This window comes from Clostridium sp. AF12-41, assembly GCF_003461685.1.
Taxonomy (GTDB): Bacteria; Bacillota; Clostridia; order Lachnospirales; family Lachnospiraceae; genus Otoolea; species Otoolea fessa.
The window spans coordinates 102,464-126,386 of sequence record NZ_QTXO01000004.1 but is presented as its reverse complement, the minus strand read 5'-3'; the positions used below and the strand labels follow the sequence as shown (position 1 = coordinate 126,386).

The following is a 23,923-nucleotide window of genomic DNA, read 5'->3' as shown; positions in this document are numbered from 1 at the left end:
ATTGCGGGGCTCTGCCCCGCGCCCCGAAGCTCTGGAGATATAAATGATTCCCCGTCGCCAGTTATTCCGTAGCATAGCCGGGAAAATCAGTCAAGGGCAGCGCCGCCGCAGGCGGTGCCAGAGGCACCCTTGACGGATTTCTCCCGGTTATGCTTTTTCCCGGTCAAGCGACGGGGATATAAATTCTCCAGAGCCGTTCCCCTTCCCGGGGGAAGGGGCGGAGGGATTGGGCGAACTCTTGCTTTTCCCTAAACCAAAACAGAAATGGAGGCTCAACCAATGAAACGACCTTTAGCGTACCTGACCGCCGCATGGAGCGGCGAGCCGGATGTTGATATGGAGCTGGCGGCTCACTACTGCCGCCTTGCTTATGAGGCGGGCTTTTCCCCGATCTGCCCGCTCTTGTACCTGCCGCTGTTTTTGAATGACAGCGTTCCCGAGGAACATAAGGCCGGGATTGATATGCGCCGGGATATGCTGCGGCGTTCTCATACCCTGATCGTCTGCGGCAGCGTTGTGGACGAGGATGTGAAAAACGATATTGCGGTTGCCGGACGGCTGGGCATTGCGGCGACAACGCTGGAAGGGGTGCTTGCCGTGAAGGGACACGGCACCCCGGGCCATGCCGGACATTAAGCTGGGGAGCCTTTTCGACGGGATCGGCGTGTTCCCTCTGGCTGCTTCCCGGTGCGGTATCCGTCCGGTCTGGGCCAGCGAGATTGAAAAAGCGCCCATCTCCATAACCAAAAGGCACTTTCCCGATATGGCGCATTTGGGAGATATTACGAAGGTGGACGGCGGGAAAATCCCGCCGGTCCATGTGATAACCTTCGGTTCCCCCTGTCAGAACCTTTCTCTGATCGGCAACCGCTCCGGCCTTGCCGGGGCAAAATCAAGCCTGTTCTATCAGGCGTTTCGTATCATACAGGAAATGAGGGATGCTACTGATAACCTATATCCAGCTATCGCTGTTTGGGAAAACGTCATGGGAGCGTTTTCTACAAATGACCGGATGGACTTTAGAGCCGTCCTATCCGCCTTCTCGGACACCGAAGTTCCAATGCCTCCTTCGGGAAGATGGGGAAATGCCGGAATGGTGCGAGGGGGAACGCCTGATGTGTGCTGGCGGCTCATGGACGCCCAGTATTGGGCAGGCACCCGAAGGCTGGCACGAAGGCAGCGGATTTTCGTCGTGGCGGATTTTGGAGGCAGACGTGCCGCAGACATACTATTTAAGCCCCGTCCAATGCTCCCACTTCCTCCGCCTTGCGGAGAGGGCGGGCGGGCCGCCGCCGAAGGAGATCGAACAGCTTCTTTTGAAACAGGGCGGCAGATACCAGTCATCCACCCCTTTCAGTGCTTCCGTATGCGGGGAGCGGCAAAAAGGCAGGAAGAAACGGCCTTCCGAAACAGCTTCGGATTACCAACTGACCCTTTTCCCACTCTTTTAGCCAGTGACGTGACGCCCTTCGCCTTCTGGTATGAGGGCGACCCGGAGGGCGGCTGTATCCGTTTTCTGACGGAAACGGAAAGCGAACGGCTGATGGGGCTGCCAGAGGGCTGGACAAAGTACGGGGCGGACGGCGTGGAGATCCGGCCTCTGCAACGCTACAAGGCGCTGGGGAACGCGATTGCCCTCCCTTGCGCCGATTACATTATGGCCGGGATCTATGAGGTGCTGGCTGACCGGGCCGGAAAGGAGGAATGAGCCCATGTTTGAAGCCTATATAACCAACACCGCCCTGTACCCCTTGATGGGGATTGAGGTAGGGACAACGGTACATTTCCCCACGACGACACAGGAGTTGCAGGCCGCCCTTGCCAAAATCGGGATAGACGGGAAACGGTACAGCGAAGTGTTCTTTACCAGCTTTGACAGCGATGTGCTGGGGCTCTACGATCATCTCTACGAATGTGAGAACATCGACGAGCTGAACGAGCTGGGCCACGCCCTGCTGGAAGTACGGGATAAGGGCGGACTGGAAACCTTTGAAGCCGCTCTTGTCTTGGGAAACCACACACGGAGCGTGAAGGATTTGATAAACCTGACGCAGAACCTTGACCTTTACCGCTTTTACCCGGATATTTCCGATGATGAAGGGCTGGGCCGCCTTTACGCCGACGAGCTTGGGACCATCGACATACCGGAGCACATTCAGAACTACTTCGATTATGAAGCATACGGGCGGGATGTGCGTATCAACGAGGGCGGCGTATTCGCTCCCGGTGGATATGTGTCGGCAGTCCCGGAGGGCTTCAAGGAGTATTACCACGGGCCGCAGGACATTCCGCCGGAACACCGGATATTTGCCTATCCTGAAAAGGCCGAACCTGTCCACTCCATTCTCGTTGCACTCAAACGGTTTCAAGAAGCCCCGCCCGCTCCGAAAAAGGACAAGGCGGGGCCTTCCCATGAAGAACGGTAGGACTTCGGGCCAGCATGGCCCGAAGCATGAAGGAGGTGCATACCATCAACTATTACCCTATCAATGAAGGAGCCGCCCGCCGGGCAAAGGAAATGAACAGCTTTTCCGACTACAAGGAAGGGAGCGCAACGGCGGAATACCGGGCAATGGTGGACAAGGCCGCCGCCATAGCGGAAAAGCAGAAATCCCGGGTGGCCCCCATGTACCATGAGAAGATCGACCATTTGTTAGACACCTATGCCCGAAAGCTGGCTGAAAACATGAACCAGGGCTTTGCCATTGACGCAAGGGTTCCCTCTGTGATGATCGCCGGACCTGCCAATTTCCCGGTGGGGAAGAAGGAAAAACAGAACCGGGCCCGGGACAGCAACATGGAGGAATGGCAGTATATTCAAGGGCTGCTGGATAAGATACGCAGTACCGGCATGGGCGGGATCAGCGCCGATGACCCGGCAGCGATTGAAAAGCTCCAGAAGAAGCTGGACGGGCTGGAACGCTCCCAGCTCATTATGAAGGAGGTCAACGCCTATTACCGCAAGCATGGCAAACTGGATGGCTGTGCGCTGCTGTCGCCGGACCAGATCGAAAAGCTGAAAGCAAGCATGGCGTCAAGCTGGCGGAGCGACCCGAGGCCCTTTGAAAGCTACCAGCTTACCAACAACAACGCGGAGATCCGCCGGGTAAAGGCCCGTATCGAACAGCTTTCCAAACAGGCACAGCAGGAATTTTCCGGCTGGGAGTTCGATGGGGGTCGTGTGGAAATGAACCGGGAGGACAACCGCTTGCAGGTGTTCTTTGACGGAAAGCCTGACGCGGACACCCGGGCCGAGCTGAAAAGCAGCGGCTTTCGTTGGGCTCCCAGCGTGGGTGCATGGCAGAGGCAGCTCACGGACAACGCCATCCGGGCGGCTGACCGGCTGGAATGTATCAAGCCGCTGTCCGGCGAAAAGCCCTCCCAGCTTCAAAAGAAGCCCTCTATCTTGCAGACCATGCGGGAACAGGGCGAAAAAGTCCAGACGGAGCCGGAAAAGAAAGCTCCGTCCGGCAGGGATGCCGAGCGGTAAGCCTCGGGCCACATTGGCCCGAGGCTTTCTGTTCGCCGAGATTGTACGGGGGCCTCCCGGATAGCGGGAACCCCGACGGAAAGGAGGTTTTATGCAGGAAGAAGTAAACCAAAAAACGGTTGCCCTTTCGATCAGGACAACGAAGCTCACGGGAAAAGTGCTGGCTGCCGCTCTTGGGAAGGTGGTGCGGACGCTGCAAAAGCACCACCGGAAGGCGCTGACCCCACAGGGACGCCAGAGTGTGAAAAAGCTGATGAACCACTATGGCGGCAAAAGCGCCATGCCCTATGTGGGAGCCCCGAAGGATTTTGACCGGATCGCGAAGGAGTTCCATGTGGACTACGCTTTCCATAAAGTGAGCCCCGGCCATTACCTGCTGTTTTTCAAAGCCAATCAGGCGGACGCTATCACGGCGGCCTTCCAGAAGTACAGTGCAAAGGTGCTGGACAAAGAGCAGGACAAGCCTTCTATCCTCGGCCAGCTTCGGAAATTCACGGAGCAGATCAGGACGCAGGCAAAGGAAAAGCAGCGGACCAGAGAGGCGGTGAAGGACGGACGTTGAGTGACAAGATCAGAAAATATGTGCTCCCCAACCTGCCGTACCTCTTTGTGTTCTGGTTTTTTTCCAAAATCGGGACGGCCTACCGGACTGCACCCGGCACAGACTTCGGGACAAAGCTCATGGGGATGCTCGACACCTTCCCGAAAGCCTTTGAAACCTACTGGCCGGGGCTGGGCGGTATTGACCTGCTGGTGGGCCTTGCCGGTGCGGCTGGGATGTATCTGCTGATACAGTCAAAGATCAGGAAGGCAAAAAAATTCCGGCGGGATGCGGAGTACGGCACCGCCCGCTTTGGAACAAAGGAGGATATAAAGCCGTTTGTAGACCCTAAATTTCAGAACAATGTCATTTTAACCGGGACGGAGTTCCTTACCATGAACACCCGTCCGAAGGTACCTGCCAATGCCCGGAACCTAAACGCCTGTGTCATCGGCTCGTCCGGCTCGGGAAAGACAAGGTTCTGGCTGACCCCGCAGCTCCTTCAAGCCCATTCCTCGTATGTGGTGGTAGACCCGAAGGGCGGCACCCTCGACCAGTGCGGGCGGTTCCTGCAAAGGGAAAAATACAGGGTGCGGGTGTTCAACAGTATCGACTTCTCCAAATCCATGCACTACAATCCGCTGGCCTATATCAAGACGGAAAGCGATGTTTTGAAATTCGTTACCGCCCTGATTGCCAATACCAAAGGCGATGGCAAGGAGGGCGACGAGTTCTGGACAAAAGCCGAAACCCTTTTGTACTGCGCCCTTGTGGCCTATATCGTCTTTGAGGGGCCGGAGGAAGAACGCAACATGAATACGCTGGTGGAAATGATAAACAGCATGGAAGTCCGGGAAGATGACGAAACCTTCAAAAATGCGGTTGACTATATGTTCGATGGGCTGGAACGCCGCAGTCCCCAGCACTTCGCTGTGAGACAGTATAAGAAATACAAGCTGGCCAGCGGCAAGACAGCTAAAAGCATACTGATTAGCTGCGGAGCCAGACTTGCCCCCTTTGACATTCCCCAGCTTCGGGAGATCATGTCCTATGACGAACTGGAGCTTGATAAGCTGGGGGATGAAAAATCAGCGCTGTTCTTCCTTATCAGCGACACGGACACCACCTACAACTTTTTGGTTGCCCTCGCTTTTTCGCAGATGTTCAACCTTCTGTGTGAACGGGCTGACAATACCTATGGCGGGCGTCTGCCCTACCATGTGCGGGTGCTGTGGGACGAGGCTGCCAACACCGGGCAGGTGCCGGGGCTGGAGAAAATTGTGGCTGTCATCCGTTCCCGTGAGATCAGCCTGACACTCTTTTATCAGGCTATGAGCCAGTGCAAGGCATTGTACAAGGACCATTCTGAAACCATCATGGGCAACATGGACAGTATCGTGTTCCTCGGAGGCCGGGAGGCTTCCACCCTAAAGGATATTTCGGAAAACTGGCTGGGCAAGGCCACCATCTCCATGCAGACCGAAGGCCGGAGCCGGGGGCAGTCTGAAAGTTACAGCCAGAATATGCAGCGGCTTGGCCGGGAGCTGATGACTACCAGCGAGATCACCACCATGCCCGGGGATAAATGTATCTTGCAGCTTCGGGGGCTCCCGCCCTTCCTGTCCCCGAAGTATGACTTGAAAAAGCACCCGAATTACAAGTACACAGCCGAATTTGATAAAAAGAAAAACGCCTTCCGCTTGGAAAGCCTGTTCCGCCACCGGCCATTGAGACTAAAGCCGGAGGACGAATACACGGTGTACGAAGTGGACGGCTCCGACACGGACGAAGAAGCTGACCTGTTGAACTTCGATGATCTGGACAGCGACGAGTTCGTGTAACTTCGGGCCATGATGACCCGAAGCGCCGCCGATGTGGGCGGCTTTTTTTGTACCCAAAACCATCAAACAAACAAAATGGAGGAACGTATATGGAATTTTTCAATCAGGCAATCGACATTCTTAAAATTCTGGTCATGGCTCTTGGCGCCGGTCTGGCGGTGTGGGGTGTCATCAACCTTCTGGAAGGTTACGGGTCGGACAACCCTGCGGCAAAATCACAGGGCATTAAGCAGTTCATGGCTAATTAAAGGGAACAAAAAGAAAGGAAAAGCCAATCCAGACGGTATCAGCGGCAGGCTACAAGAATAAATTGTGATTTCACAAGATTGGTGCTATAATAAGAGAAAAGTTCCTGCCGGGGCAGCCGCTCCGGTGGTATGGATAGAAAGGCAGGAAAACAATATGCACATCAGCTATAAACCACTCTGGCACACACTGTTAGAGCGTGATATGAGAAAAGAGGATTTAAGGCTTGCCGCTGGTATGACAACAAATATGATTGCCAACATGAGCAAAGAGGGAAAGCACATCAGCATGGATACATTAGCCCGTATCTGCGAAACGCTGAATTGTGAGATTACCGATGTGATTGAGTTAGTACCAGACGAGCCTGCTTCCACAGGAGGTAAGGAACATGAGCGAATTGAAACCAAGAATAAAAGAAAACGGAATTGATTATATCCTTGTTGGAGATTACTACATCCCGGACTTGAAGTTGCCGGAGGAACACCGCCCCATCGGAAAGTACGGACGGATGCACCGGGAATATTTAAGAGAAGTCTGCCCAGCCAGATTACACACATTGACCCTGACCGGGGAATTGTGGACATATCTTGCAGACCTGAACGAACAGGCACAGAAACGGTTAGACACCATCATGGAGCAGATGAAAGCTGCCGAGGGCGTGACCGAGGAATTGAAGCGTACCCGTCAAATGGAATGGGTGCAGCGTTGCAATAACATTCACAACCGGGCAGAAGAAATTGTTTTACATGAGATGATTTATTCATAACGGTATGGTAGAATGATTATTACAAATTAGAAGTTGTAAAGGAGACTTTGTATGGGTAGAAAAGAAATAACAACAAAAGAAGATTTAATGAAAGTAATAGAATTATTCGAAAATACTGGAATTACATACTGGTTGGATGGCGGATGGGGTGTAGATATTTTAGCTGGTAAACAAACAAGAATTCATAGAGATATAGATATAAATTTTGATGCTCAACATACGGAAAAATTGTTAAATGTGCTTTTGAATCTGGGCTATAAAATTGATACAGACTGGAAACCGGTTAGAATAGAGTTATATAGTGATGAACTTGGTTACTTAGACATTCACCCGTTCGTTTTAAGTGAGGACGGAACTTCAAAACAAGCTGATTTAGAGGGTGGCTGGTATGAGTTTGAAAAAGATTACTTTGGTAGTGCTTTTTTTGAAGGAAAAACAATTCCTTGTATATCCTTAAAAGGCCAAAGAGTTTTCCATTCAGGTTATGAATTAAGAGATAAAGATAAGCATGATATTTCAATTCTTGAAAGTTTATCAAAATAACATTGCTGTAATTTCTAAGATAAATTCCACTTTATCGCTTTGAAATTTTAACTGAATAAGTATAGCACCAACCGCTGCTACATGGAAGCAAACACAACCATGCAACAGCGGTTTTTCTTTACCGTTTTTTCCTTTGACTGATAGGAGTTCCTGTTTTCTTTGATTTTTGTAGAATCCGAATGAGCCAGCGAAATTCTTCGTCTGACAGATTTTTATAGTTGATGCCGAGCTGCTTGCAGTAAAGGACAACCAGCTTTTCATCCCGACTGCCCTTGAAATTTTCAACCGCTTCCAAATTTTCTTTCAATTCATCGGCAACGGTGGTCTGGGGCGCACTCTCGCTGTCCTTTTTGTGGGCTTCCCGAATATCCCGGATAATGAGATTGAGGTCATCAAGAACCATGTGGCTGAAATATTCATCATCGCTGATATGGGCGGCTTGCAGCACTTTCAAATGCGGGTCATCTTCGCCGGGGCGATACCGTTCAATGATTTCATGCCGGACAGTATCGACAAGGGCGTTGAGGTTTTGAATCTGCATGGTGGCAATCCCATCTACATAAATCTCAATGTCCGCAAGAAACTTGATAAAGTCCTTATGAGTGGCAAGCTCACAGAGCAGACGGTTGTTAATCCGACCGCCTTTCAGAAGTGCCACCATCTCATCATTCAAATGCAGCTCTGTTAGTGGCGTGTTGATCTGCTCCCGGTTCTCTGTCCGGCACAGCAGATAATCAACGGAAACCCCATAGAAGTCTGCCAGCGTGATAAGGTTGCCATGATTGATTTCCTTATAATCCTCTTTTTCATAACTGCCAAGAGCTGATTTGGAAATGCCCGTCAGCTCTGATAATTCTTCCAGATTTAAGCCTTTGTCCTTGCGGAGTTCCCAAAGGCGTTCCTGTATGCTTGTCGCTCCTTTCATGGGCGCACGCTCCTTTCCGGCGGTTTCATTACTGCCGCTTAACTGGATTATATCATACTTTCCGCAATCGTGGAAATTTCTGATTTTTACCCTTAATTCCTACTTTGTGGACATACGGCACAGGGCACAAAAATGTTCTATGATACAGGTAGTTCATCGATGGATTATTCCAATCGAATGACCAGCCTGTGTGGGATATGCTTCCCCGGCGATGTAGCGCCATGACTTTTGGCAGGGATATGGAGGAACCCTGACCGAAACGAGCGTACCAAAGGGAGCAATACGCCGCTGTGAGATTCAGGGGAGGAACGACACCGGGGAGAACTGGCGAACTGATACCGAAATGATACCGAAACACGACAATCTGATAGGGGGATAGTCTACCCTATTGCTGATACTTCTGGAGATTTTAGACGGCTCTATGACCGTAATTTTGCCGAAAATCGCCCCGAAACTATACACTAAAACGGGAGGAAACGCAATATGCCGAGAATGAGCAAAAAGAGGAAGCATGAGCTTTCTTTTTACCTCAATGACCGGGGGCGTATCACTTACAACGAATTATGCCGGAAATGCAAGCATGGGTGCAAGCAGAGCTTCCGGGCGGTTGTGGTTGACTGCCCCCGTTATTTATCCAAAAGAGCAAAGAAAAAGGAGGAACACACCGAATGAATTTTGAATTTATGACGATAGGCACACCGTTGCCGCCCTGTATGCCCTTTCCCAGAGCGTTGACAGGATTTCCAGTCAGCAGCACCGCAAAGGTCATGTACTGCCGGATGTTGGACGCTATGCTATCCAACGGACAGGAGGACGAGAACGGAATCCTGTTTATCTGCTTCCCTGTCACAGCCATTGCCGCAGTCCTGTCCCGCAGCCCCATGACGGTCAAGCGTTCTCTGAATGAACTGGAAACCGCCGGACTGATCATGCGAGTGCGTCAGGGCGTTGGAGAACCAAACAGGATTTATGTGCTGATACCGGGAAAGGAGGACGCTGCCCTTGCCTGATACCTCAAAGCTGGAAAAGCTCAACCGAGAGTTGGAAAAGAGTGAAAAGAAACTGCGGAAAGCCATCAATGATGAAAAGGCATTGCAGCACCAGCTAAAGCAGCTTACCCGAAAAGAACGGACACACCGGCTCTGTACTCGTGGCGGTATGCTGGAAAGTTTTCTGCAAGAGCCGGAACGCCTGACAGATGATGATGTCATGCTGTTGTTGACACTCATTTTTCACAGGCAGGACACGCAGGAACTATTGAAGAAACTGCTGGAACGTGAGAAGCCGGAAACCCCTTAGTTTACTAAGGGCGCAATTATACACCACCCAAAGGTTGGTGCATTGCGTTCTCCGAAGGCTCCTTGCCGGAGGGCTGTGATTTTTCGCAGTCATGGTCTGCTCCAAATCATACAGGGGACGCTACGCTTCCCCTGCGCTGGCTACCGCCAGCTACCCTTTTGTGGACTTGTCATCTGGGGACACCTTGCGTTGCAAGCTGTTCCCAGCCGACAAGTTTCATAAAATATGCTATCTTTTCGATAGGCAATAAAGTATAATAAAGTCAGCAATAAATCGTAATTTGTGGAGGTAAAATATAGATGAATCAAGGTAGAATTATTGTAATCACAGGTGCGCCGGGGACAGGAAAAACTACAACGGCATCTGCTGTTGCAAAAGAATCAGATTTGGAAAAGTCTGTGCATATGCACACAGATGACTTTTATCATTATTTGAGTAAAGGGGCAATACCACCGCATTTGCCAGAATCAAATGAGCAAAATTTGATTGTCATTGAAGCGTTTTTAGAAGCTGCGAAGCGATATGCTCGTGGTGGATATGATGTAATTGTTGACGGTATTATCGGACCGTGGTTTTTAAAGCCGTGGCAAAGTCTTGTTCGGGAACATTATGAGGTGCATTATATTATTTTAAGGGCAAGTAAGGAAGAAACCTTGAAGCGAGCTGTTGAACGCTCAAAGTTAGACCGAAAGACAAATATCGAATTGGTAGAAACCATGTGGGAGCAATTTTGCAATCTGGGAATATATGAATCGAATGTTATAGATACGACCACTTATTCCATTCAAGAAACTGTTTCCGCAGTACAAGAAAAAATCGCAAGTAGGGCAGCGTTGTTGTCTTAGATTGTTTTGGTGCAATTCCAGTTTGTTAGCTTTACATCGGGTCAACTTGTCCCGAACTTTTACAACTAAATACCCGCCGCTCACACAGTGGCACACCGAGCAGGAAATCTGAAAAAGGTCTCCTGCTTTTTTTCTGCCCAAAATGAGGTGGTAAAACGCCACCCCATCCACCAATTAGCGAAAGGAGGGACACGAAATGCCTTGTCCACACAACGAAATCACGATTGTTCAGCGCAGCCAGCGGCAGTCTGCGGTTGCCGCCGCTGCTTACCAAAGCGGCGAAAAGCTGTTCTGTGAATACGACCAGCAAGTAAAGCACTACCCGGAAAAGCGTGGTATCGTCCACAATGAAATCCTGCTCCCGGCAAATGCTCCACAGGAATATGCAGACCGCAATACTTTATGGAATGCCGCCGAAGCGGTGGAAAAGCAATGGAACTCCCAGCTTGCAAGGCGGTGGGTGCTTACCATTCCCAGAGAGATACCGCCCGACCAGTACGCTGTCCTTGTACGGGAGTTTTGTGAACAGCAGTTTGTTTCCAAAGGCATGATTGCTGATTTTGCCATCCATGACCCCCATCCGCCGGGACACAATCCCCACGCCCATGTCCTGCTGACCATGCGGGCAATGGATGAACATGGAAAATGGCTTCCCAAGAGCCGCAAGGTTTATGACCTTGACGAGAATGGGGAACGGATAAAGCTGCCGTCCGGCAGGTGGAAAAGCCACAAGGAGGATACGGTGGACTGGAACGACCAGAAGTATTGTGAAATCTGGCGGCATGAATGGGAGGTTATCCAGAACCGCTATCTGGACGCCAATGACCGCCCGGAGCGTGTGGACTTGCGTTCCTATGCCAGACAGGGGCTTGATATAGTCCCCACTGTCCATGAGGGGACTGCTGTCCGGCAGATGGAAAAGCGAGGTATCCAGACGAATATCGGCAACCTGAACCGGGAAATCAGAGCCGCCAACCGCCTGATGAAGTCCATCCGGCAGCTTATCCAAAACCTCAAAGGCTGGATTACCGAGCTGGGAGAAAAACGGAAGGAGCTGCTTGCACAAAAGGCGGCGGAGGAAGCGACACTTCTTCCCAATCTGCTGATGAAGTATATGGAGATACGAAAGGAAGAACGGAAGGACTGGACAAGGGCTGGACAGAACCGGGGAACTTCACAGGACTTAAAGGCAGTCAGCGAAGCCCTGTCCTATCTCCGGCAAAAGGGGCTTTCCACTGTGGAGGACTTAGAAGCGTTTCTGGAATCTTCCGGGAAATCAGCCGCAGATTACCGCAATCAGATGAAGCCAAAGGAAGCCCGGAGCAAAGTGATTGACGGGATTCTTGCCAGCCGGACAGACTGCAAGGAATGTAAGGCTGTCTATGAGAAGTACCAGAAGATATTTTTTAAGAAAATAAAGGGGAAATTCAAACAGGAACACCCGGAGGTTGCCCGGTATGAGAAAGCCGCTGACTACCTTGCCAAGCACCCGGACGATAAGGATAAAACGAAAAATGAGTTGCAACAGGAGCAGGAAACGCTTCTCAGCGAAATCGCAGAGCTGAAAGTACCACTGACCGAGGTACAGGAGGATTTGAAGAAGCTGCGGGACATCCGCTACTGGGTACGGAAAGCCACACCCGGCACAGAGGAAAGCAAAGAGCCGCCCAAGAAGCAGCCCATCAAAGAAGTCTTGCAGGATAAGACTGACGAGAAAAAAGCACAAAGAACCGCCCCGGCACAGGAGAAACACAGACAACAGGATATGGAACTTTAACAGGCACTTGCCATTTTCAATTAGAGAATGTCAGGTGCTTTTCTTATTTTCAAGGAGGGATAGATTTGAATGTATTCGAAGCTGTGAAGCAGTCCGTCACAACAAGACAGGCTGCGGAGTATTATGGAATCCATGTAGGTCGGAACGGGATGGCTTGCTGCCCGTTCCATAACGATAAAACCCCAAGCATGAAGCTGGATCGGCGTTACCATTGCTTCGGCTGCGGTGCGGATGGGGATGTGATTGATTTTGCCGCCGCCCTGTATGGGCTGGGAAAGAAAGAAGCCGCCGTACAGCTGGCACAGGACTTCGGGCTTTCCTATGAGGACTGGAAACCGCCGGGAAAGGTAAAAAAGCCCAAGACCCGGCAGAAATCCCCGGAGGAACAGTTTCAGGAAGCAAAGAATCGCTGCTTCCGTATTCTTGCCGATTATCTCCATCTGCTGATGGCATGGAGAACGGACTACGCCCCGCACTCCCCGGAGGAAGCCTTTCATCCCCGGTTTGTGGAAGCCTTACAGAAGCAAGCCCAAGTGGAATATCTGCTGGATGTGCTGCTGTTCGGGGAAACAGAGGAAAAAGCGGATTTGATTACGGACTACGGAAAGGATGTGATACAGCTTGAACAGCGAATGGCAGAACTTGCAGCCGCAGACGCAGCAAGAACTAAAAAACACTATGAACGCCATGCAGCCGCCCCAGAGCGTTGAGGAAATCAAGGCGGGGCTGGAAACCACCGAGAAAGGCGGTGTCCGTCAGAGCATACGGAACTGCCTGACCGTATTCCAACGTGACCCTCTGCTTTCAGGGGCTATCGCATACAACATCCTGACTGACCGCAAGGACATCATAAAGCCCATCGGTTTTCACAGAGAAAGCACCGCCCTGAACGATACGGACATGAAGTATCTGCTTCTTTATCTGGAAGAAACCTACGGGCTTACCAATGAGAAAAAGATTGATAACGCCATCGGGATTGTGGCGAATGAAAACAAGTACCATCCCATCCGGGACTATCTCAATACCCTTGTGTGGGACGGGACAGAGCGAATCCGCTTCTGCCTGCGGCACTTTCTGGGGGCTGACGCAGACGATTACACCTATGAAGCGTTGAAGCTGTTCCTGCTGGGTGCAATCTCACGAGCCTTTCAGCCGGGGTGCAAGTTTGAAATCATGCTCTGTCTGGTAGGCGGTCAGGGGGCTGGAAAGTCCACCTTCTTCCGGCTGCTGGCAGTCCGGGACGAGTGGTTCTCCGATGATTTGCGGAAGCTGGACGATGACAATGTGTACCGCAAGCTGCAAGGTCACTGGATTATTGAAATGTCGGAAATGATGGCAACCGCCAACGCCAAGAGCATTGAGGAAATCAAGTCATTTTTAAGCCGGCAGAAAGAGGTCTACAAGATACCTTATGAAACCCACCCGGCAGACCGCCCCCGTCAGTGCGTGTTTGGCGGCACTTCCAATGCCCTTGACTTCCTGCCCCTTGACCGTTCCGGCAACCGCCGCTTTATCCCGGTCATGGTGTACCCGGAGCAGGCGGAAGTTCACATTTTGGAGGATGAAGCCGCTTCCAGAGCCTATATCGGGCAGATGTGGGCGGAAGCGATGGAGATTTATAAAAGCGGCAGGTTCAAGCTGGCTTTCAGCCCCGCCATGCAGCGGTATCTCAAAGAACACCAGCGGGATTTTATGCCGGAGGACACCAAAGCCGGGATGATACAGGCGTATCTTGATAAATACACCGGGAGCATGGTCTGCTCCAAGCAGCTCTATAAGGAAGCCTTGAACCATGCTTTTGACGAGCCGAAGCAATGGGAAATCCGGGAAATCAACGAGATTATGAACCAGTGCATTTCCAGCTGGCGGTACTTCCCAAACCCAAGAATGTTTTCCGAATATGGCAGACAAAAGGGCTGGGAGCGTGAAAACCCGGCAACGGACTCCGGCAACCCGTCTGAAAAAACGATGGACGGTTTTGTGGAGGTCACAGAACAGATGGAGCTTCCATTCTGAAAAGGACAGCCCGTTGCACCCCCTGTTGTTATCCCGTTGCCGAGCCGGTTGCCGGGAAAAACCCCTTATTTCCGGGCTTTTCTCCCTTATAACAACCAAAACAACAAAAAAATAAAAGAAAAGTATAAATAGTAACCATCGCCAGATTGAGATTGTTTGCAAGGTCTTTTGAAGTCCGTTGCCGGACTTCGTTGCCGACACCCTCTGTCTGGCTATTTTCATGTATGGAGGATAACTGCCTATGGCAAAAAACAAAACAGAGATTCATGTGACCACTGTATTTGACGGGGAGCTTGACGCCACTGATGTGTTCGTCAGCCTGATTTCCCAGAAATACGGAAAGACAAATGCAAAAGAATATCTTGCTAAAAAGAAAGATATAGGCTATAATGAAGATGAGGTTCAAAAGAGCCAGATACCGTCTGGATTGTGTGGGTAAATGGCTATGATGAACGAAATGGAATACAGAACAATCGGTTCGGCACTTGCCGGGGGTTATCGTGCGGCGGTCTATTGCAGGCTGTCAAAGGACGATGACCTGCAAGGCGAAAGTGCCAGTATCGCAAACCAGCGTGATATGCTGGAAAAATACTGCGAAAAGCAGGGATGGGAGGTTGTGGCAGTCTATCAGGACGATGGCTTCACAGGTCTTAACATGGAGCGTCCTGACCTACAGAGAATGTTGAGAGCCATTGAGCGCAGGCAGATCAACCTTGTCATCACGAAAGACCTCAGCCGACTGGGGCGTAATTATCTGCAAACCGGGCATTTGATTGAGGACTTTTTCCCAAGAAACGGTGTCCGCTATATCGCCATGAATGACGGCATCGACACCCTGCGGGATAACAACGACATTGCCCCGTTCAAGAATATCCTGAACGAGATGTACAGCAAGGATATTTCCAAGAAAGTCCATTCCTCTTATCTTCTGAAAGCGCAGAAAGGACAGTTTACCGGGTGTCTTGCCCCGTTTGGGTATCGGAAAGACCCGGAGGACAAAAACCATCTGCTCATTGACGAGGAAACCGCCCCGATTGTGCGGCTGATTTTCGGATATGCCCTGAACGGTCATGGTCCGAACTATATCCGCAGACGGCTGGAGAAAGAAAAAATCCCCTGCCCTACATGGTGGAACCGGGAACGGGGGCTTCGCAATACCCGCACCAAATGGGAAAAGAAAGACCCAGAAAACGGGCGGTATATGTGGGACTTCTCCGTTATCAAAGACCTTTTGATGAATCCCGTCTACACCGGGGCGATTGCTTCCCAGAAAAAGGACTACCGCTTCAAAATCGGCACGATTGGGGAAAAGAAGCCGGAGGACTGGATTGTGGTGGAGGGACAGCATGAACCGCTGATTGACAGCATGAGCTTTGACATTGTGCAGAACAAGCTGAAATCCCGCCAGCGTCCGGGGCAGACCAATGAAATCAGCCTGTTTGCCGGACTGTTAAAATGCGGCGAGTGTGGGAAGTCGCTGACGGTACGCTACACAAACGCTAAACATCCCCAGCGGATTTACTCCTGCAAGACCTACAATGCCTTTGGAAAGAACCACTGCACCCAGCACCGGATTGATTATGACACCCTTTACAGCCATGTGCTGCGGAAAATCCGGGAATGTGCCAGAGCTGCCCTGATGGACGGGGAAGCGGTTGCCGACCGCCTGACCAATACCTGTGAAGCCGAGCAGCGGGAACAGCGGGAAGCAATGGAACGCTCCCTTACAAGGGACGAGGAACGGATTGAGGTTCTGGACAAAATGGTCATGCGGCTTTATGAGGATATGATTGCAGGGCGTATCAGTGAGCAGAATTTCAACACCATGCTGGAAAAGACACAGACCGAGCAGACGGAGCTTAAAACAAAAGTGTCCGAGGGCAGAAAGCGGCTGTCCGATGAAGTCCAGCTTGCCAATGATGCAAAACAATGGGTGGAAGCCATTCAGGAATACGCCAACATCACAGAGCTGGACGCAGCCACCCTCAACCGCTTAATCAAAGAAATCGTTGTGCATGAGCGCATTGACGAAGATAAAACAAGACACATTTCTATCGAAATTCATTTTAATCTCAAACCCATCCCGGAGGTGGAACAGGTCACTGCCTGACCTGTCCCGCCGGGACGGTTCTCTTAACAACACCATATAGATTTTTTGTACGCCGCCGCCCGCCATCGAGCAGAGTTTTTACACCTAATTGGGGATGAAACAGCTCATGGCTGGCGGCGGTGTCGTTCTGATCGGCCTTCAGCTTATCCCTCTGCTGTCCGGTCTGTTCAGCTAAGTGTCACCCGTTGTCCCTTTTTCCAGAAGGAGCTGATGTATGGACTTTATCATCGACGCAATCGTTGAATGGCTGAAAGGTCTGCTCGTCGATGGTATCATGGGAAATCTGGACGGCCTTTTCGATAACGTCAATCAGAGCGTTGGCGAGATCGCCACACAGGTCGGCACGACCCCGGCGGACTGGAACGCCGGGGTCTTTTCCATGATACGACAGATCTCTGAAACTGCCATCCTGCCAATCGCCGGGGTCATCCTCACTTTTGTAATGACCTATGAGCTGATACAGATGCTCATAGAACGCAACAACCTCCATGAAGTTGACACATGGATGTTTTTTAAGTGGGTGTTCAAAACCTTTGTGGCTGTGATGATCCTGACGAATACCTTCAATATCGTGCTGGCGGTCTTTGATGTGAGCCAGCATGTGATACAGCAGTCAGCGGGCATTATCCAGAACGGGACAGAGATCACGCCGGATGTGCTGGACAGTCTACGGACAGAACTTGAAGCGATGGAGTTGGGTCCTCTGTTCGGACTCTGGCTACAATCCTTCCTGATCCAGCTTACCATGATTGCCTTAAATATCGTGATCTTCGTCATCGTATATGGCCGTATGACTGAAATCTATTTACTCACAAGTTTAGCGCCTATCCCGTTTGCCACAGTCCCCAACAGGGAAACCGGACACATGGGGCAGAACTATTTCCGCTCCCTCTTTGCGGTGGGCTTTCAAGGTCTGTTGATCTTAGTCTGTGTCGCAATCTATGCGGTGCTGATCCAGAGTATCGCCACCGACGGCGACCCCATCGGGGCGATCTGGGGCTGCGTGGGATATACGGTGCTGCTGTGTTTTACCTTATTCAAAACAGGCAGTCTTGCAAAATCCATCTTCGGCTGCCATTAAGAGACTTCGGGCCATGCTGACCCGAAGCGGAAAGGAGGATCATGCCGAAAGAAAAATTTTCGATAATCTATGCAGATCCACCGTGGCGGTATGAGCAGAAAAACAGGCAGGGATCAGCAGAGCTTCATTATCCCACTATGAGTATTGAAGAAATTTGTTCCCTTCCAGTGGCCGACTTGGCTGCAAAAGACAGCGTTTTGTTTCTGTGGGCAACATTCCCACAACTGCCGGAAGCCTTAAAGGTCATTAAAGCATGGGGCTTTTCTTATCGTTCTGTGGCTTTTGTATGGATAAAGAGGAACCGGCGCTCCTACTCATGGTTTTACGGTCTGGGGTATTGGACCAGAGGCAATGCAGAAATTTGTCTTTTAGCAGTAAAAGGACATCCGAAGCGTAAGTCTACCGGTGTTCACCAGCTTATTGTTTCCCCGATAGAGCGCCACAGTAAAAAGCCGGACGAGGCCAGGCGGAAAATTGTAGAACTGATGGGCGATATACCACGAGTGGAATTGTTCGCCAGAGAAAAAAAGCCCGGATGGGACGTGTGGGGAAACGAAGTTGAAAGCACTGTAAACTTGTAACAGCTTCGGGTCATGCTGACCCGAAGCGGAAAGGAGAAATCCATGCAGGAAAAAAATGCGGGCGGAACACCAGCTGCCCCTATAAAGCTGGATGTAAGCGTGCGGGTCATCGAACCTGTGAAAAACCTCATGGGCTTTGCCAGCGTGAAATTCAATGACTGCTTTGTGGTGGAAAATCTGAAAATCGTACAGGGCAGCAAGGGGCTCTTTCTTGGGATGCCCAGCCAGCCAGACGGCAAAGGCGGCTACCGGGATATGGCCTACCCTGTCACAAAGGAGTTCCGGGAACAGCTCAACACCGCTGTTCTGCAAGCCTATGAGGCAAAGCTGGAACAGATGGCGGAGCGTGGCTCTGTGGGGCGTGCATCCATCAGCGACCAGCTCAAAGCCGGAAAAGCGGCTGCCGAACAGGCAAAGGCAGAACGGCCTCCGAAGGAAAAGCCCAGCCGCAGCGCAGAGCGTTGACCTCGGGCCATGCTGGCCCGAAGCAGAAAGGAGGCGGGAACCATGCCACGCAAACGGACGGGCTATGACGCGGCCTGCTATTACGACGGAAAACTGCTGGGCCGCTGTACCAAAGCGGACAGCGATGCCTATACCCTGTTGATGAACGCCTGCGGCGGGGAGGCCGCCCGTGTCCTGCGGGAATACGCCTACTTTTCCCCGGAACTTCGCGCCATATTGGAAAAGGCGGCGCTCATGCAGGCGGACCGGAGCCGGACGGGCGGAATGTTCCATGCGCCGAAAAGTTCCCCGTGGGGTGATGTGCAGAGCTGTGAAACCCTCTGTCCAGGGGTGTTTCTGGTATCTACCGCCAGCCACGGCGGAACGATGGTGGCAAACGAGGTAGCCGCCGTCCTCTCCCCAGCAGCGAAAAAGTGCGGCTTCAAGGATAAGGGCTATATCTGCTATGAGGAGGACGCGCAGGAAAGTGTGGTGCTCCGGGAACTGTTGGACAAAAAGCTGTGGAACATACCTGACCGCATTAAGGACAAAGGGCAGTTTGAAGAAAACCTCAACCAGTCCATCCGGCAGTATAATCCCGAATACTGGCGGGCAAGGCAGAGCGGACGTAAGGCCGCCGAAGCCGCCCGCAGTACAGCCCCGGCCAAAGAGGCCGCAAGATGACCTCGGGCCATGCTGGCCCGAAGCAGTAAAGGAGGTGTACCCAAATGGCCTATGTGCCAGTACCAAAAGACCTTTCCAAAATTAAGACAAAGCTGGCCTTCAATCTGACGAAGCGCCAGCTTGTTTGTTTTTCCGGCGCAGCGGCGGTGGGGCTCCCGGCCTACCTGCTTTCCCGTGACAGTATCGGGAACAGCGCCGCCATGTTCCTAATGATCGGCCTCATGCTCCCGTTCTTCTTTCTGGCTATGTATGAGCGGGACGGCCTGCCATTGGAAAAAGTGCTGAAAAACATCATCCGCACCCGGTTCCTCTATCCCCGGGTGCGGCCTTACAAAACCGAAAACTTCTATGCGCTGCTTAGCGCCAGAAAGGAGGCGCAGCCGATTGCAAAACAGCAGAAGGGCCGGAAAGCCCGCAGGCAGAAAGCCTGAAAAGCAGGGCCTTACCGGCCTGTTCACAAAGGGAAAGAACATTCCCACCACCGCCCAGCAGACCCTCCCTTACCGGGAAATGTACCGGGATGGGGTGTGCCGGGTAACGGACCGCTATTACACCAAAACCATTGAATACGAGGACATCAACTACCAGCTCGCACAGTCCGAAGATCAGGCGGCCATCTTTGACGGGTGGAGCGCCTGCCTCAACTACTTTGACAGCAGCCTTCCGTTCCAGCTTTCCTTCCTCAACCACCGAAGCCGCCCGGGCAGCCGGTACAGCGTGAACATCCCCATGCAGGATGACGATTACAACAGCGTCCGGTGTGAGTATGTGGAAATGCTGGAAAACCAGATCGCCAAAAGCAACAACGGCATTGTCCGCACAAAGCTCCTGACCTTCGGCGTGAACGTGGACGACCTTTCCACCGCCAGGGCAAGGCTGGAACGTGTAGAGGCGGACATTTGCGGGAACTTCAAAAAGCTGGGCGTCAAGTGCCGCTCCCTTTCAGGGCTGGAACGGCTGGAGCTTCTTCACGGGCAGCTCCACCCCGGCAGCGGCTCCCCCTTCCGGTTTTCATGGGATATGATCCCCAAAACCGGGCTTTCCACCAAAGACTTTATCGCCCCGGACAGTTTCGATTTTCGTTTCAGCCGACTGTTCCGGGTGGGGACGACTTGGGGCGCTGCCTCCTACTTGCAGATTTTGGCCTCGGAGCTCTCGGACAAGCTGCTGGCGGAGCTTTTGGAAATGGATGCGGAAATGACCATCACCCTCCATATCCAGACCGTTGATCAGGCCGCCGCCGTAAAATCCATCAAGGCCAAAGTCTCCGACATTGACAAGATGAAGGTGGAGGAACAAAAGAAGGCAGCCCGGTCAGGGTACGACATGGACATACTTCCGCCCGACCTCGTAACATACAGCAACGACGCAAAGACCCTTCTGGAAGATTTACAGAGCCGGAATGAAAGAATGTTCCTGCTGACCTTCCTTGTGGTAAACATGGCTCCGACCCGCCGGGAGCTGGACAATGACCTGTTCACGGTGTCCGGTATCGTCCAGAAATACAACTGCACCTTGAAGCGGCTGGACTTCCAGCAGGAGGACGGTTTTCTTTCCAGCCTTCCGCTGGGCCATAACGGCATTGAGATCAAGCGCGGCATGACGACCAGCTCCACGGCCATTTTCGTTCCCTTTATGACGCAGGAGCTCCGCATGGATGGCGAAGCCGTCTATTACGGGCTCAACGCACTTTCCCATAACGTCATCATGGCGAACCGGAAAAAGCTCAAAAACCCCAACGGCCTGTTCCTCGGCGTGCCTGGCTCCGGCAAATCCTTTGCCGCAAAGCGGGAGCTTGTGAATGTGTTCCTTGCCACAAAAGACCGCATTATCGTGGTGGACCCGATGGGCGAATATTCGCCCCTTATCAGGCGGCTGGGCGGACAGGTCATCGAGATCGCCCCGGACAGCCCCCACCACATCAATCCGATGGACATTGATTTGAGCTTCGACGAGGAAAACCCGATGGCGCTGAAAGCCGACTTTATCCTGTCGCTGATGGAGCTGATCGTTGGCGGCAAGGACGGCTTGCAGCCGGTGGAGCGTACCGTCATTGACCGCTGTGTGCGCCAGATGTACCGGGAACACTTGCAGGACCCGGAAACAAGCAAAATGCCGACCCTCCAAACCCTGTATGACCTGCTCTGTTCCCAGCCGGAGGGCGAGGCGGTGCGGCTGGCGACGGCTCTTGAAATCTATGTGTCCGGTTCCCTTAACGTGTTCAACCATGAAACCAACGTGGACTTAAACCGCCGTCTGGTATGCCTTGACTTAAAAAAGCTGGGAGCCGGGCTTCGGACGATTGCCATGCTCATTATGCAGGACTTGGTAAACTCGCAGGTGTCCATGAATTTCCTCCGCGGTATCGCTACATGGTGCTACTTTGACGAATTTCATGTGCTGCTCCGTGACCGTCTGACGGCAAGCTATTGTGTAGCGATCTGGAAAATGCTGCGGAAAAAAGGGTGCGTTCCGAGTGCTTTAACGCAGAACGTAAAGGATTTTCTGGCAAGCCCGGAGATCGAGAACATCTTTGAAAACTCGGACTTCCTTGTGCTGCTCTCGCAGGCACAGGGGGACCGGCAGATTTTAGCCAAACAGCTTGGGATCAGCCCCCACCAGCTTTCCTATGTGACCCATACCAATTCCGGCGAAGGGCTGCTGTTCTTCGGGAACACCACCATCCCGTTTGTTGACCGCTTCCCGCAGAACACCGAGCTGTACGCCATTATGACCACCCGCCCGGAGGACAAAAAACAGGAAATGAACCGGGCATAACACACTTCGGGCCATGCTGGCCCGAGGTTTGGAAAGGAGGGATACATCATCGGAAAGAAACCGGACAAACGGAGTTTTCAAAGGCCGGGGCCGACGGAGGATACCGGGGGCAATCGCCCCGGACCGGCGGAACGGGAAGGGCCTTCCCCTGCACCATCCCGACGCCTGCGGTTTGAGGACGAGGATACCGGGCAGGACAGCCCTTCGGGCCACGATGGCCCGAAGTCCAAAAGCGGCAAGTTTCAAGAGGACAGCCGCAAAAGCCGTCCCTCTGACCGCATGAGGCAGGAGGATGAAGCGGGCGGGCCGCAGGATACCAGCAAGGCACAGGAGCCGGAGGGCTCCGCAGAGAATGCCGGGAGCAAAAAGGACAAGTACCAGAAAGCACAGGCAAAAGCGGAACACGCCGGGAAAAAGCTGGGAAAGGCTCGGGAGAAACTGGACAAGACCGAGGCAAAACGGGCAGCGAAGAAACCGCCGGGGCTTGCAAAAAAGGCAGTCCGGGGAGCCCGTACAGAAGCATGGTTCTATGTCCACAACAAGATCCACGAAGTCGAGCATGAAAATGTGGGTGTGGAAGGAGCCCATAAGTCGGAACTTGTGGCCGAGGCCGGAGCCCGGAAACTGACCCGGTATGCCAAACGCCGCTGGCAGGAACACCCGGCCCGGAAGGTGGCAAAGTGGGAACGGAAGGACATAAAAGCCCGGGCCAATATGGATTTTCAGAAGATGGCCTCCGAGCACCCGGAGCTTGCCAGCAATCCGCTTTCCCGTGTGCAGCAGAAATGGAAACTGAAACGCCGGTATTCCAAAGAAGCAAAGGCGGCTGCAAAACAGGGCGCAAAGGCCGCAAAGAAAACCGCTGCCGCTTCGGGAACTGCGACCCGGCGGGCGGCGCAGTTTGTGACCCGTCATCCCGTGGCGGTGCTGGTCCTGCTCCTGCTGTTGCTGCTCTGTTTTCTTGTGTCGGCGGTAAGCTCCATCTTCCCCACGCTTGGCAGCGGCCTTGCCAATGCGTTATCCGGCACCTCCTACGCCTCGGAGGATACGGACCTGCTGGGCGTAGACGAGGACTACACGGCGCTGGAAAACGAGCTGGCGCAGACGGTGGCAAACATCGAAAGCACCCATCCCGGCTATGACGAGTACCGCTATTCCGTGGACGAGATCGGCCATAACCCCTATGAGCTGGCGTCCTATCTCTCGGCAAAGTACCATGTGTATTTCCGGGAACAGGTGCAGGACGAGCTGCGGGAGATCTTTGAGGCACAGTATGAACTGACCTTGACGGAGGAAGTCGAGATACGCTACCGCACCGAAACCAGCACCGACCCGGAGACAGGGGAAACCACCACCGAGGAAGTCCCCTATGAGTATTACATCTTAAATGTGACCCTCACAAACAAGACGCTGCCTGCCGTGATCCTGCCGAGGCTTAACGAACAGCAGCGGGAAATCTACACCGTTATGCAGCAGCTCAAAGGCAACAAGCCCTATCTGTGGGAAGGGATTTACAACGGCGGCGAAGATACCGGCCCCAGCTATGAGATACCCGGCGAGGCGCTGGATGACCCGGCTTTTGCGGCGCTCATGGAAGAAGCCACAAAGTATATCGGCTGGCCCTATGTGTGGGGCGGCTCCAGCCCGTCCACCTCCTTTGACTGTTCGGGCTTTGTCTGCTGGGTGTACACGGCCAGCGGCGTCCACAACCTGCCCCGTACCACGGCGCAGGGCATTTACAACCAGTGCGCTATCATTTCTCCCTCCGAGGCAAAGCCCGGCGACATTATCTTTTTCACGGGAACCTATGACAGCCCCGGCCCTGTGTCCCATGTGGGGATTTATGTGGGCGACGGGATGATGCTTCATTGTGGTTCGCCCATCCAATACGCAAACATCAATTCAAGCTACTGGCAGACACATTTCTATGCCTTCGGGCGTTTGTGAGCCAGAGGA

27 protein-coding genes and 1 pseudogene are annotated in these 23,923 nt (G+C 52.5%); 27 read left to right on the top strand and 1 reads right to left on the bottom strand.

Annotation, left to right across the window (positions count from 1 at the left end; genetic code table 11):
* The first annotated feature begins 279 nt into the window (after positions 1–279).
* From DWV73_RS08055 to DWV73_RS08010, 10 genes are all read left to right on the top strand, one after another.
* Positions 280–636, top strand: a complete 357-nt coding sequence (locus DWV73_RS08055) for a hypothetical protein (protein ID WP_009901612.1) — start codon at positions 280–282, stop codon at positions 634–636.
* A complete protein-coding gene (locus tag DWV73_RS08050) occupies positions 623–1,708 on the top strand; it encodes a DNA cytosine methyltransferase (RefSeq protein ID WP_107001185.1) in 1,086 nt (361 codons plus the stop codon). The genes DWV73_RS08055 and DWV73_RS08050 overlap by 14 nt, the downstream gene beginning before the upstream one ends.
* 4 nt (positions 1,709–1,712) lie before the next feature.
* Positions 1,713–2,426: an antirestriction protein ArdA gene (locus DWV73_RS08045; protein ID WP_107001184.1), complete on the top strand. Its 714-nt coding sequence runs from the start codon at positions 1,713–1,715 to the stop codon at positions 2,424–2,426.
* A gap of 14 nt (positions 2,427–2,440) precedes the next feature.
* A complete protein-coding gene (locus DWV73_RS08040) occupies positions 2,441–3,490 on the top strand; it encodes a hypothetical protein (protein ID WP_107001183.1) in 1,050 nt (349 codons plus the stop codon).
* A gap of 91 nt (positions 3,491–3,581) precedes the next feature.
* A complete protein-coding gene (locus DWV73_RS08035; protein ID WP_107001182.1) occupies positions 3,582–4,052 on the top strand; it encodes a PcfB family protein in 471 nt (156 codons plus the stop codon).
* Positions 4,049–5,872, top strand: coding sequence for a VirD4-like conjugal transfer protein, CD1115 family (locus DWV73_RS08030; protein WP_107001181.1), 1,824 nt, complete (start codon positions 4,049–4,051; stop codon positions 5,870–5,872). Before DWV73_RS08035 ends, DWV73_RS08030 begins: the two co-directional genes overlap by 4 nt.
* Before the next feature lie 89 nt (positions 5,873–5,961).
* The gene (locus DWV73_RS08025; protein WP_003500126.1) at positions 5,962–6,120 is read left to right on the top strand and encodes a Maff2 family mobile element protein; all 159 of its coding nucleotides are present in this window, start codon (positions 5,962–5,964) and stop codon (positions 6,118–6,120) included.
* A 154-nt stretch (positions 6,121–6,274) separates the two neighbouring features.
* Positions 6,275–6,547, top strand: coding sequence for a helix-turn-helix domain-containing protein (locus tag DWV73_RS08020; RefSeq protein WP_002584334.1), 273 nt, complete (start codon positions 6,275–6,277; stop codon positions 6,545–6,547).
* Positions 6,507–6,884 (top strand): TnpV protein, encoded by a 378-nt coding sequence (locus DWV73_RS08015; RefSeq protein WP_002584333.1) that lies wholly within the window; start codon positions 6,507–6,509, stop codon positions 6,882–6,884. The genes DWV73_RS08020 and DWV73_RS08015 overlap by 41 nt, the downstream gene beginning before the upstream one ends.
* Positions 6,885–6,935: 51 nt before the next feature.
* Positions 6,936–7,427: an aminoglycoside-2''-adenylyltransferase gene (locus tag DWV73_RS08010; protein WP_002584332.1), complete on the top strand. Its 492-nt coding sequence runs from the start codon at positions 6,936–6,938 to the stop codon at positions 7,425–7,427.
* 118 nt (positions 7,428–7,545) lie between these two features.
* Here the strand turns inward: DWV73_RS08010 and DWV73_RS08005 are convergent, their stop codons facing one another.
* A complete protein-coding gene (locus DWV73_RS08005) occupies positions 7,546–8,352 on the bottom strand; it encodes a helix-turn-helix transcriptional regulator (protein ID WP_002584331.1) in 807 nt (268 codons plus the stop codon).
* 483 nt (positions 8,353–8,835) lie between these two features.
* On the opposite strand from DWV73_RS08005, the gene DWV73_RS07995 reads away from it, so the two are divergent.
* The 17 genes and pseudogenes from DWV73_RS07995 to DWV73_RS07905 all read left to right on the top strand — a co-directional run bounded on the left by DWV73_RS07995 (position 8,836) and on the right by DWV73_RS07905 (position 23,914).
* Complete coding sequence (locus DWV73_RS07995; protein ID WP_117796370.1) at positions 8,836–9,024, top strand: hypothetical protein; 189 nt, start codon at positions 8,836–8,838, stop codon at positions 9,022–9,024.
* On the top strand, positions 9,021–9,362 hold the full coding sequence (locus DWV73_RS07990; RefSeq protein WP_002584329.1) for a DeoR family transcriptional regulator: 342 nt from the start codon (positions 9,021–9,023) through the stop codon (positions 9,360–9,362). Before DWV73_RS07995 ends, DWV73_RS07990 begins: the two co-directional genes overlap by 4 nt.
* On the top strand, positions 9,355–9,651 hold the full coding sequence (locus tag DWV73_RS07985; RefSeq protein WP_002584328.1) for a DUF3847 domain-containing protein: 297 nt from the start codon (positions 9,355–9,357) through the stop codon (positions 9,649–9,651). The genes DWV73_RS07990 and DWV73_RS07985 overlap by 8 nt, the downstream gene beginning before the upstream one ends.
* 299 nt (positions 9,652–9,950) lie before the next feature.
* Positions 9,951–10,496 (top strand): AAA family ATPase, encoded by a 546-nt coding sequence (locus DWV73_RS07980; RefSeq protein WP_002584326.1) that lies wholly within the window; start codon positions 9,951–9,953, stop codon positions 10,494–10,496.
* 196 nt (positions 10,497–10,692) lie between these two features.
* Entirely contained in the window at positions 10,693–12,273 is a 1,581-nt protein-coding gene (gene mobQ, locus DWV73_RS07975; RefSeq protein WP_002584325.1) for a MobQ family relaxase, read from the top strand.
* A 65-nt stretch (positions 12,274–12,338) separates the two neighbouring features.
* Positions 12,339–12,983 (top strand): CHC2 zinc finger domain-containing protein, encoded by a 645-nt coding sequence (locus tag DWV73_RS07970; protein WP_002584324.1) that lies wholly within the window; start codon positions 12,339–12,341, stop codon positions 12,981–12,983.
* On the top strand, positions 12,952–14,289 hold the full coding sequence (locus DWV73_RS07965) for a virulence-associated E family protein (RefSeq protein WP_002584323.1): 1,338 nt from the start codon (positions 12,952–12,954) through the stop codon (positions 14,287–14,289). Before DWV73_RS07970 ends, DWV73_RS07965 begins: the two co-directional genes overlap by 32 nt.
* A gap of 241 nt (positions 14,290–14,530) precedes the next feature.
* The gene (locus DWV73_RS07955; RefSeq protein WP_002592708.1) at positions 14,531–14,728 is read left to right on the top strand and encodes a hypothetical protein; all 198 of its coding nucleotides are present in this window, start codon (positions 14,531–14,533) and stop codon (positions 14,726–14,728) included.
* The gene (locus tag DWV73_RS07950) at positions 14,729–16,399 is read left to right on the top strand and encodes a recombinase family protein (RefSeq protein ID WP_002584321.1); all 1,671 of its coding nucleotides are present in this window, start codon (positions 14,729–14,731) and stop codon (positions 16,397–16,399) included.
* Between the two features lie 91 nt (positions 16,400–16,490).
* Positions 16,491–16,574 (top strand): annotated as a pseudogene (locus DWV73_RS07945) (Maff2 family protein); the annotation flags it as partial.
* A 39-nt stretch (positions 16,575–16,613) separates the two neighbouring features.
* The gene (locus DWV73_RS07940; protein WP_009901636.1) at positions 16,614–17,480 is read left to right on the top strand and encodes a VirB6/TrbL-like conjugal transfer protein, CD1112 family; all 867 of its coding nucleotides are present in this window, start codon (positions 16,614–16,616) and stop codon (positions 17,478–17,480) included.
* Between the two features lie 41 nt (positions 17,481–17,521).
* On the top strand, positions 17,522–18,061 hold the full coding sequence (locus DWV73_RS07935) for an MT-A70 family methyltransferase (protein ID WP_107001180.1): 540 nt from the start codon (positions 17,522–17,524) through the stop codon (positions 18,059–18,061).
* Between the two features lie 42 nt (positions 18,062–18,103).
* A complete protein-coding gene (locus DWV73_RS07930) occupies positions 18,104–18,526 on the top strand; it encodes a SpoVG family protein (RefSeq protein ID WP_227589684.1) in 423 nt (140 codons plus the stop codon).
* 9 nt (positions 18,527–18,535) lie between these two features.
* Positions 18,536–19,189: a hypothetical protein gene (locus tag DWV73_RS07925; protein WP_107001178.1), complete on the top strand. Its 654-nt coding sequence runs from the start codon at positions 18,536–18,538 to the stop codon at positions 19,187–19,189.
* Between the two features lie 44 nt (positions 19,190–19,233).
* Positions 19,234–19,620 (top strand): PrgI family protein, encoded by a 387-nt coding sequence (locus tag DWV73_RS07920; protein ID WP_016306500.1) that lies wholly within the window; start codon positions 19,234–19,236, stop codon positions 19,618–19,620.
* Between the two features lie 79 nt (positions 19,621–19,699).
* Positions 19,700–21,967, top strand: coding sequence for a VirB4-like conjugal transfer ATPase, CD1110 family (locus DWV73_RS07915; protein ID WP_107001296.1), 2,268 nt, complete (start codon positions 19,700–19,702; stop codon positions 21,965–21,967).
* A gap of 279 nt (positions 21,968–22,246) precedes the next feature.
* Complete coding sequence (locus DWV73_RS07905) at positions 22,247–23,914, top strand: C40 family peptidase (protein WP_107001176.1); 1,668 nt, start codon at positions 22,247–22,249, stop codon at positions 23,912–23,914.
* The last annotated feature ends 9 nt before the right edge of the window (positions 23,915–23,923 follow it).

Coding starts and splice junctions, on each gene's coding strand:
- DWV73_RS08055 (WP_009901612.1), top strand. CDS start 280: ATGAAACGACCTTTAGCGTACCTGACCGCCGCATGGAGCGGCGAGCCG.
- DWV73_RS08050 (WP_107001185.1), top strand. CDS start 623: ATGCCGGACATTAAGCTGGGGAGCCTTTTCGACGGGATCGGCGTGTTC.
- DWV73_RS08045 (WP_107001184.1), top strand. CDS start 1,713: ATGTTTGAAGCCTATATAACCAACACCGCCCTGTACCCCTTGATGGGG.
- DWV73_RS08040 (WP_107001183.1), top strand. CDS start 2,441: ATGGCCCGAAGCATGAAGGAGGTGCATACCATCAACTATTACCCTATC.
- DWV73_RS08035 (WP_107001182.1), top strand. CDS start 3,582: ATGCAGGAAGAAGTAAACCAAAAAACGGTTGCCCTTTCGATCAGGACA.
- DWV73_RS08025 (WP_003500126.1), top strand. CDS start 5,962: ATGGAATTTTTCAATCAGGCAATCGACATTCTTAAAATTCTGGTCATG.
- DWV73_RS08020 (WP_002584334.1), top strand. CDS start 6,275: ATGCACATCAGCTATAAACCACTCTGGCACACACTGTTAGAGCGTGAT.
- DWV73_RS08015 (WP_002584333.1), top strand. CDS start 6,507: ATGAGCGAATTGAAACCAAGAATAAAAGAAAACGGAATTGATTATATC.
- DWV73_RS08010 (WP_002584332.1), top strand. CDS start 6,936: ATGGGTAGAAAAGAAATAACAACAAAAGAAGATTTAATGAAAGTAATA.
- DWV73_RS08005 (WP_002584331.1), bottom strand. CDS start 8,352: ATGAAAGGAGCGACAAGCATACAGGAACGCCTTTGGGAACTCCGCAAG.
- DWV73_RS07995 (WP_117796370.1), top strand. CDS start 8,836: ATGCCGAGAATGAGCAAAAAGAGGAAGCATGAGCTTTCTTTTTACCTC.
- DWV73_RS07990 (WP_002584329.1), top strand. CDS start 9,021: ATGAATTTTGAATTTATGACGATAGGCACACCGTTGCCGCCCTGTATG.
- DWV73_RS07980 (WP_002584326.1), top strand. CDS start 9,951: ATGAATCAAGGTAGAATTATTGTAATCACAGGTGCGCCGGGGACAGGA.
- mobQ (WP_002584325.1), top strand. CDS start 10,693: ATGCCTTGTCCACACAACGAAATCACGATTGTTCAGCGCAGCCAGCGG.
- DWV73_RS07965 (WP_002584323.1), top strand. CDS start 12,952: ATGAACGCCATGCAGCCGCCCCAGAGCGTTGAGGAAATCAAGGCGGGG.
- DWV73_RS07955 (WP_002592708.1), top strand. CDS start 14,531: ATGGCAAAAAACAAAACAGAGATTCATGTGACCACTGTATTTGACGGG.
- DWV73_RS07950 (WP_002584321.1), top strand. CDS start 14,729: ATGGCTATGATGAACGAAATGGAATACAGAACAATCGGTTCGGCACTT.
- DWV73_RS07940 (WP_009901636.1), top strand. CDS start 16,614: ATGGACTTTATCATCGACGCAATCGTTGAATGGCTGAAAGGTCTGCTC.
- DWV73_RS07935 (WP_107001180.1), top strand. CDS start 17,522: ATGCCGAAAGAAAAATTTTCGATAATCTATGCAGATCCACCGTGGCGG.
- DWV73_RS07930 (WP_227589684.1), top strand. CDS start 18,104: ATGCAGGAAAAAAATGCGGGCGGAACACCAGCTGCCCCTATAAAGCTG.
- DWV73_RS07925 (WP_107001178.1), top strand. CDS start 18,536: ATGCTGGCCCGAAGCAGAAAGGAGGCGGGAACCATGCCACGCAAACGG.
- DWV73_RS07920 (WP_016306500.1), top strand. CDS start 19,234: ATGGCCTATGTGCCAGTACCAAAAGACCTTTCCAAAATTAAGACAAAG.
- DWV73_RS07915 (WP_107001296.1), top strand. CDS start 19,700: ATGTACCGGGATGGGGTGTGCCGGGTAACGGACCGCTATTACACCAAA.
- DWV73_RS07905 (WP_107001176.1), top strand. CDS start 22,247: ATGAGGCAGGAGGATGAAGCGGGCGGGCCGCAGGATACCAGCAAGGCA.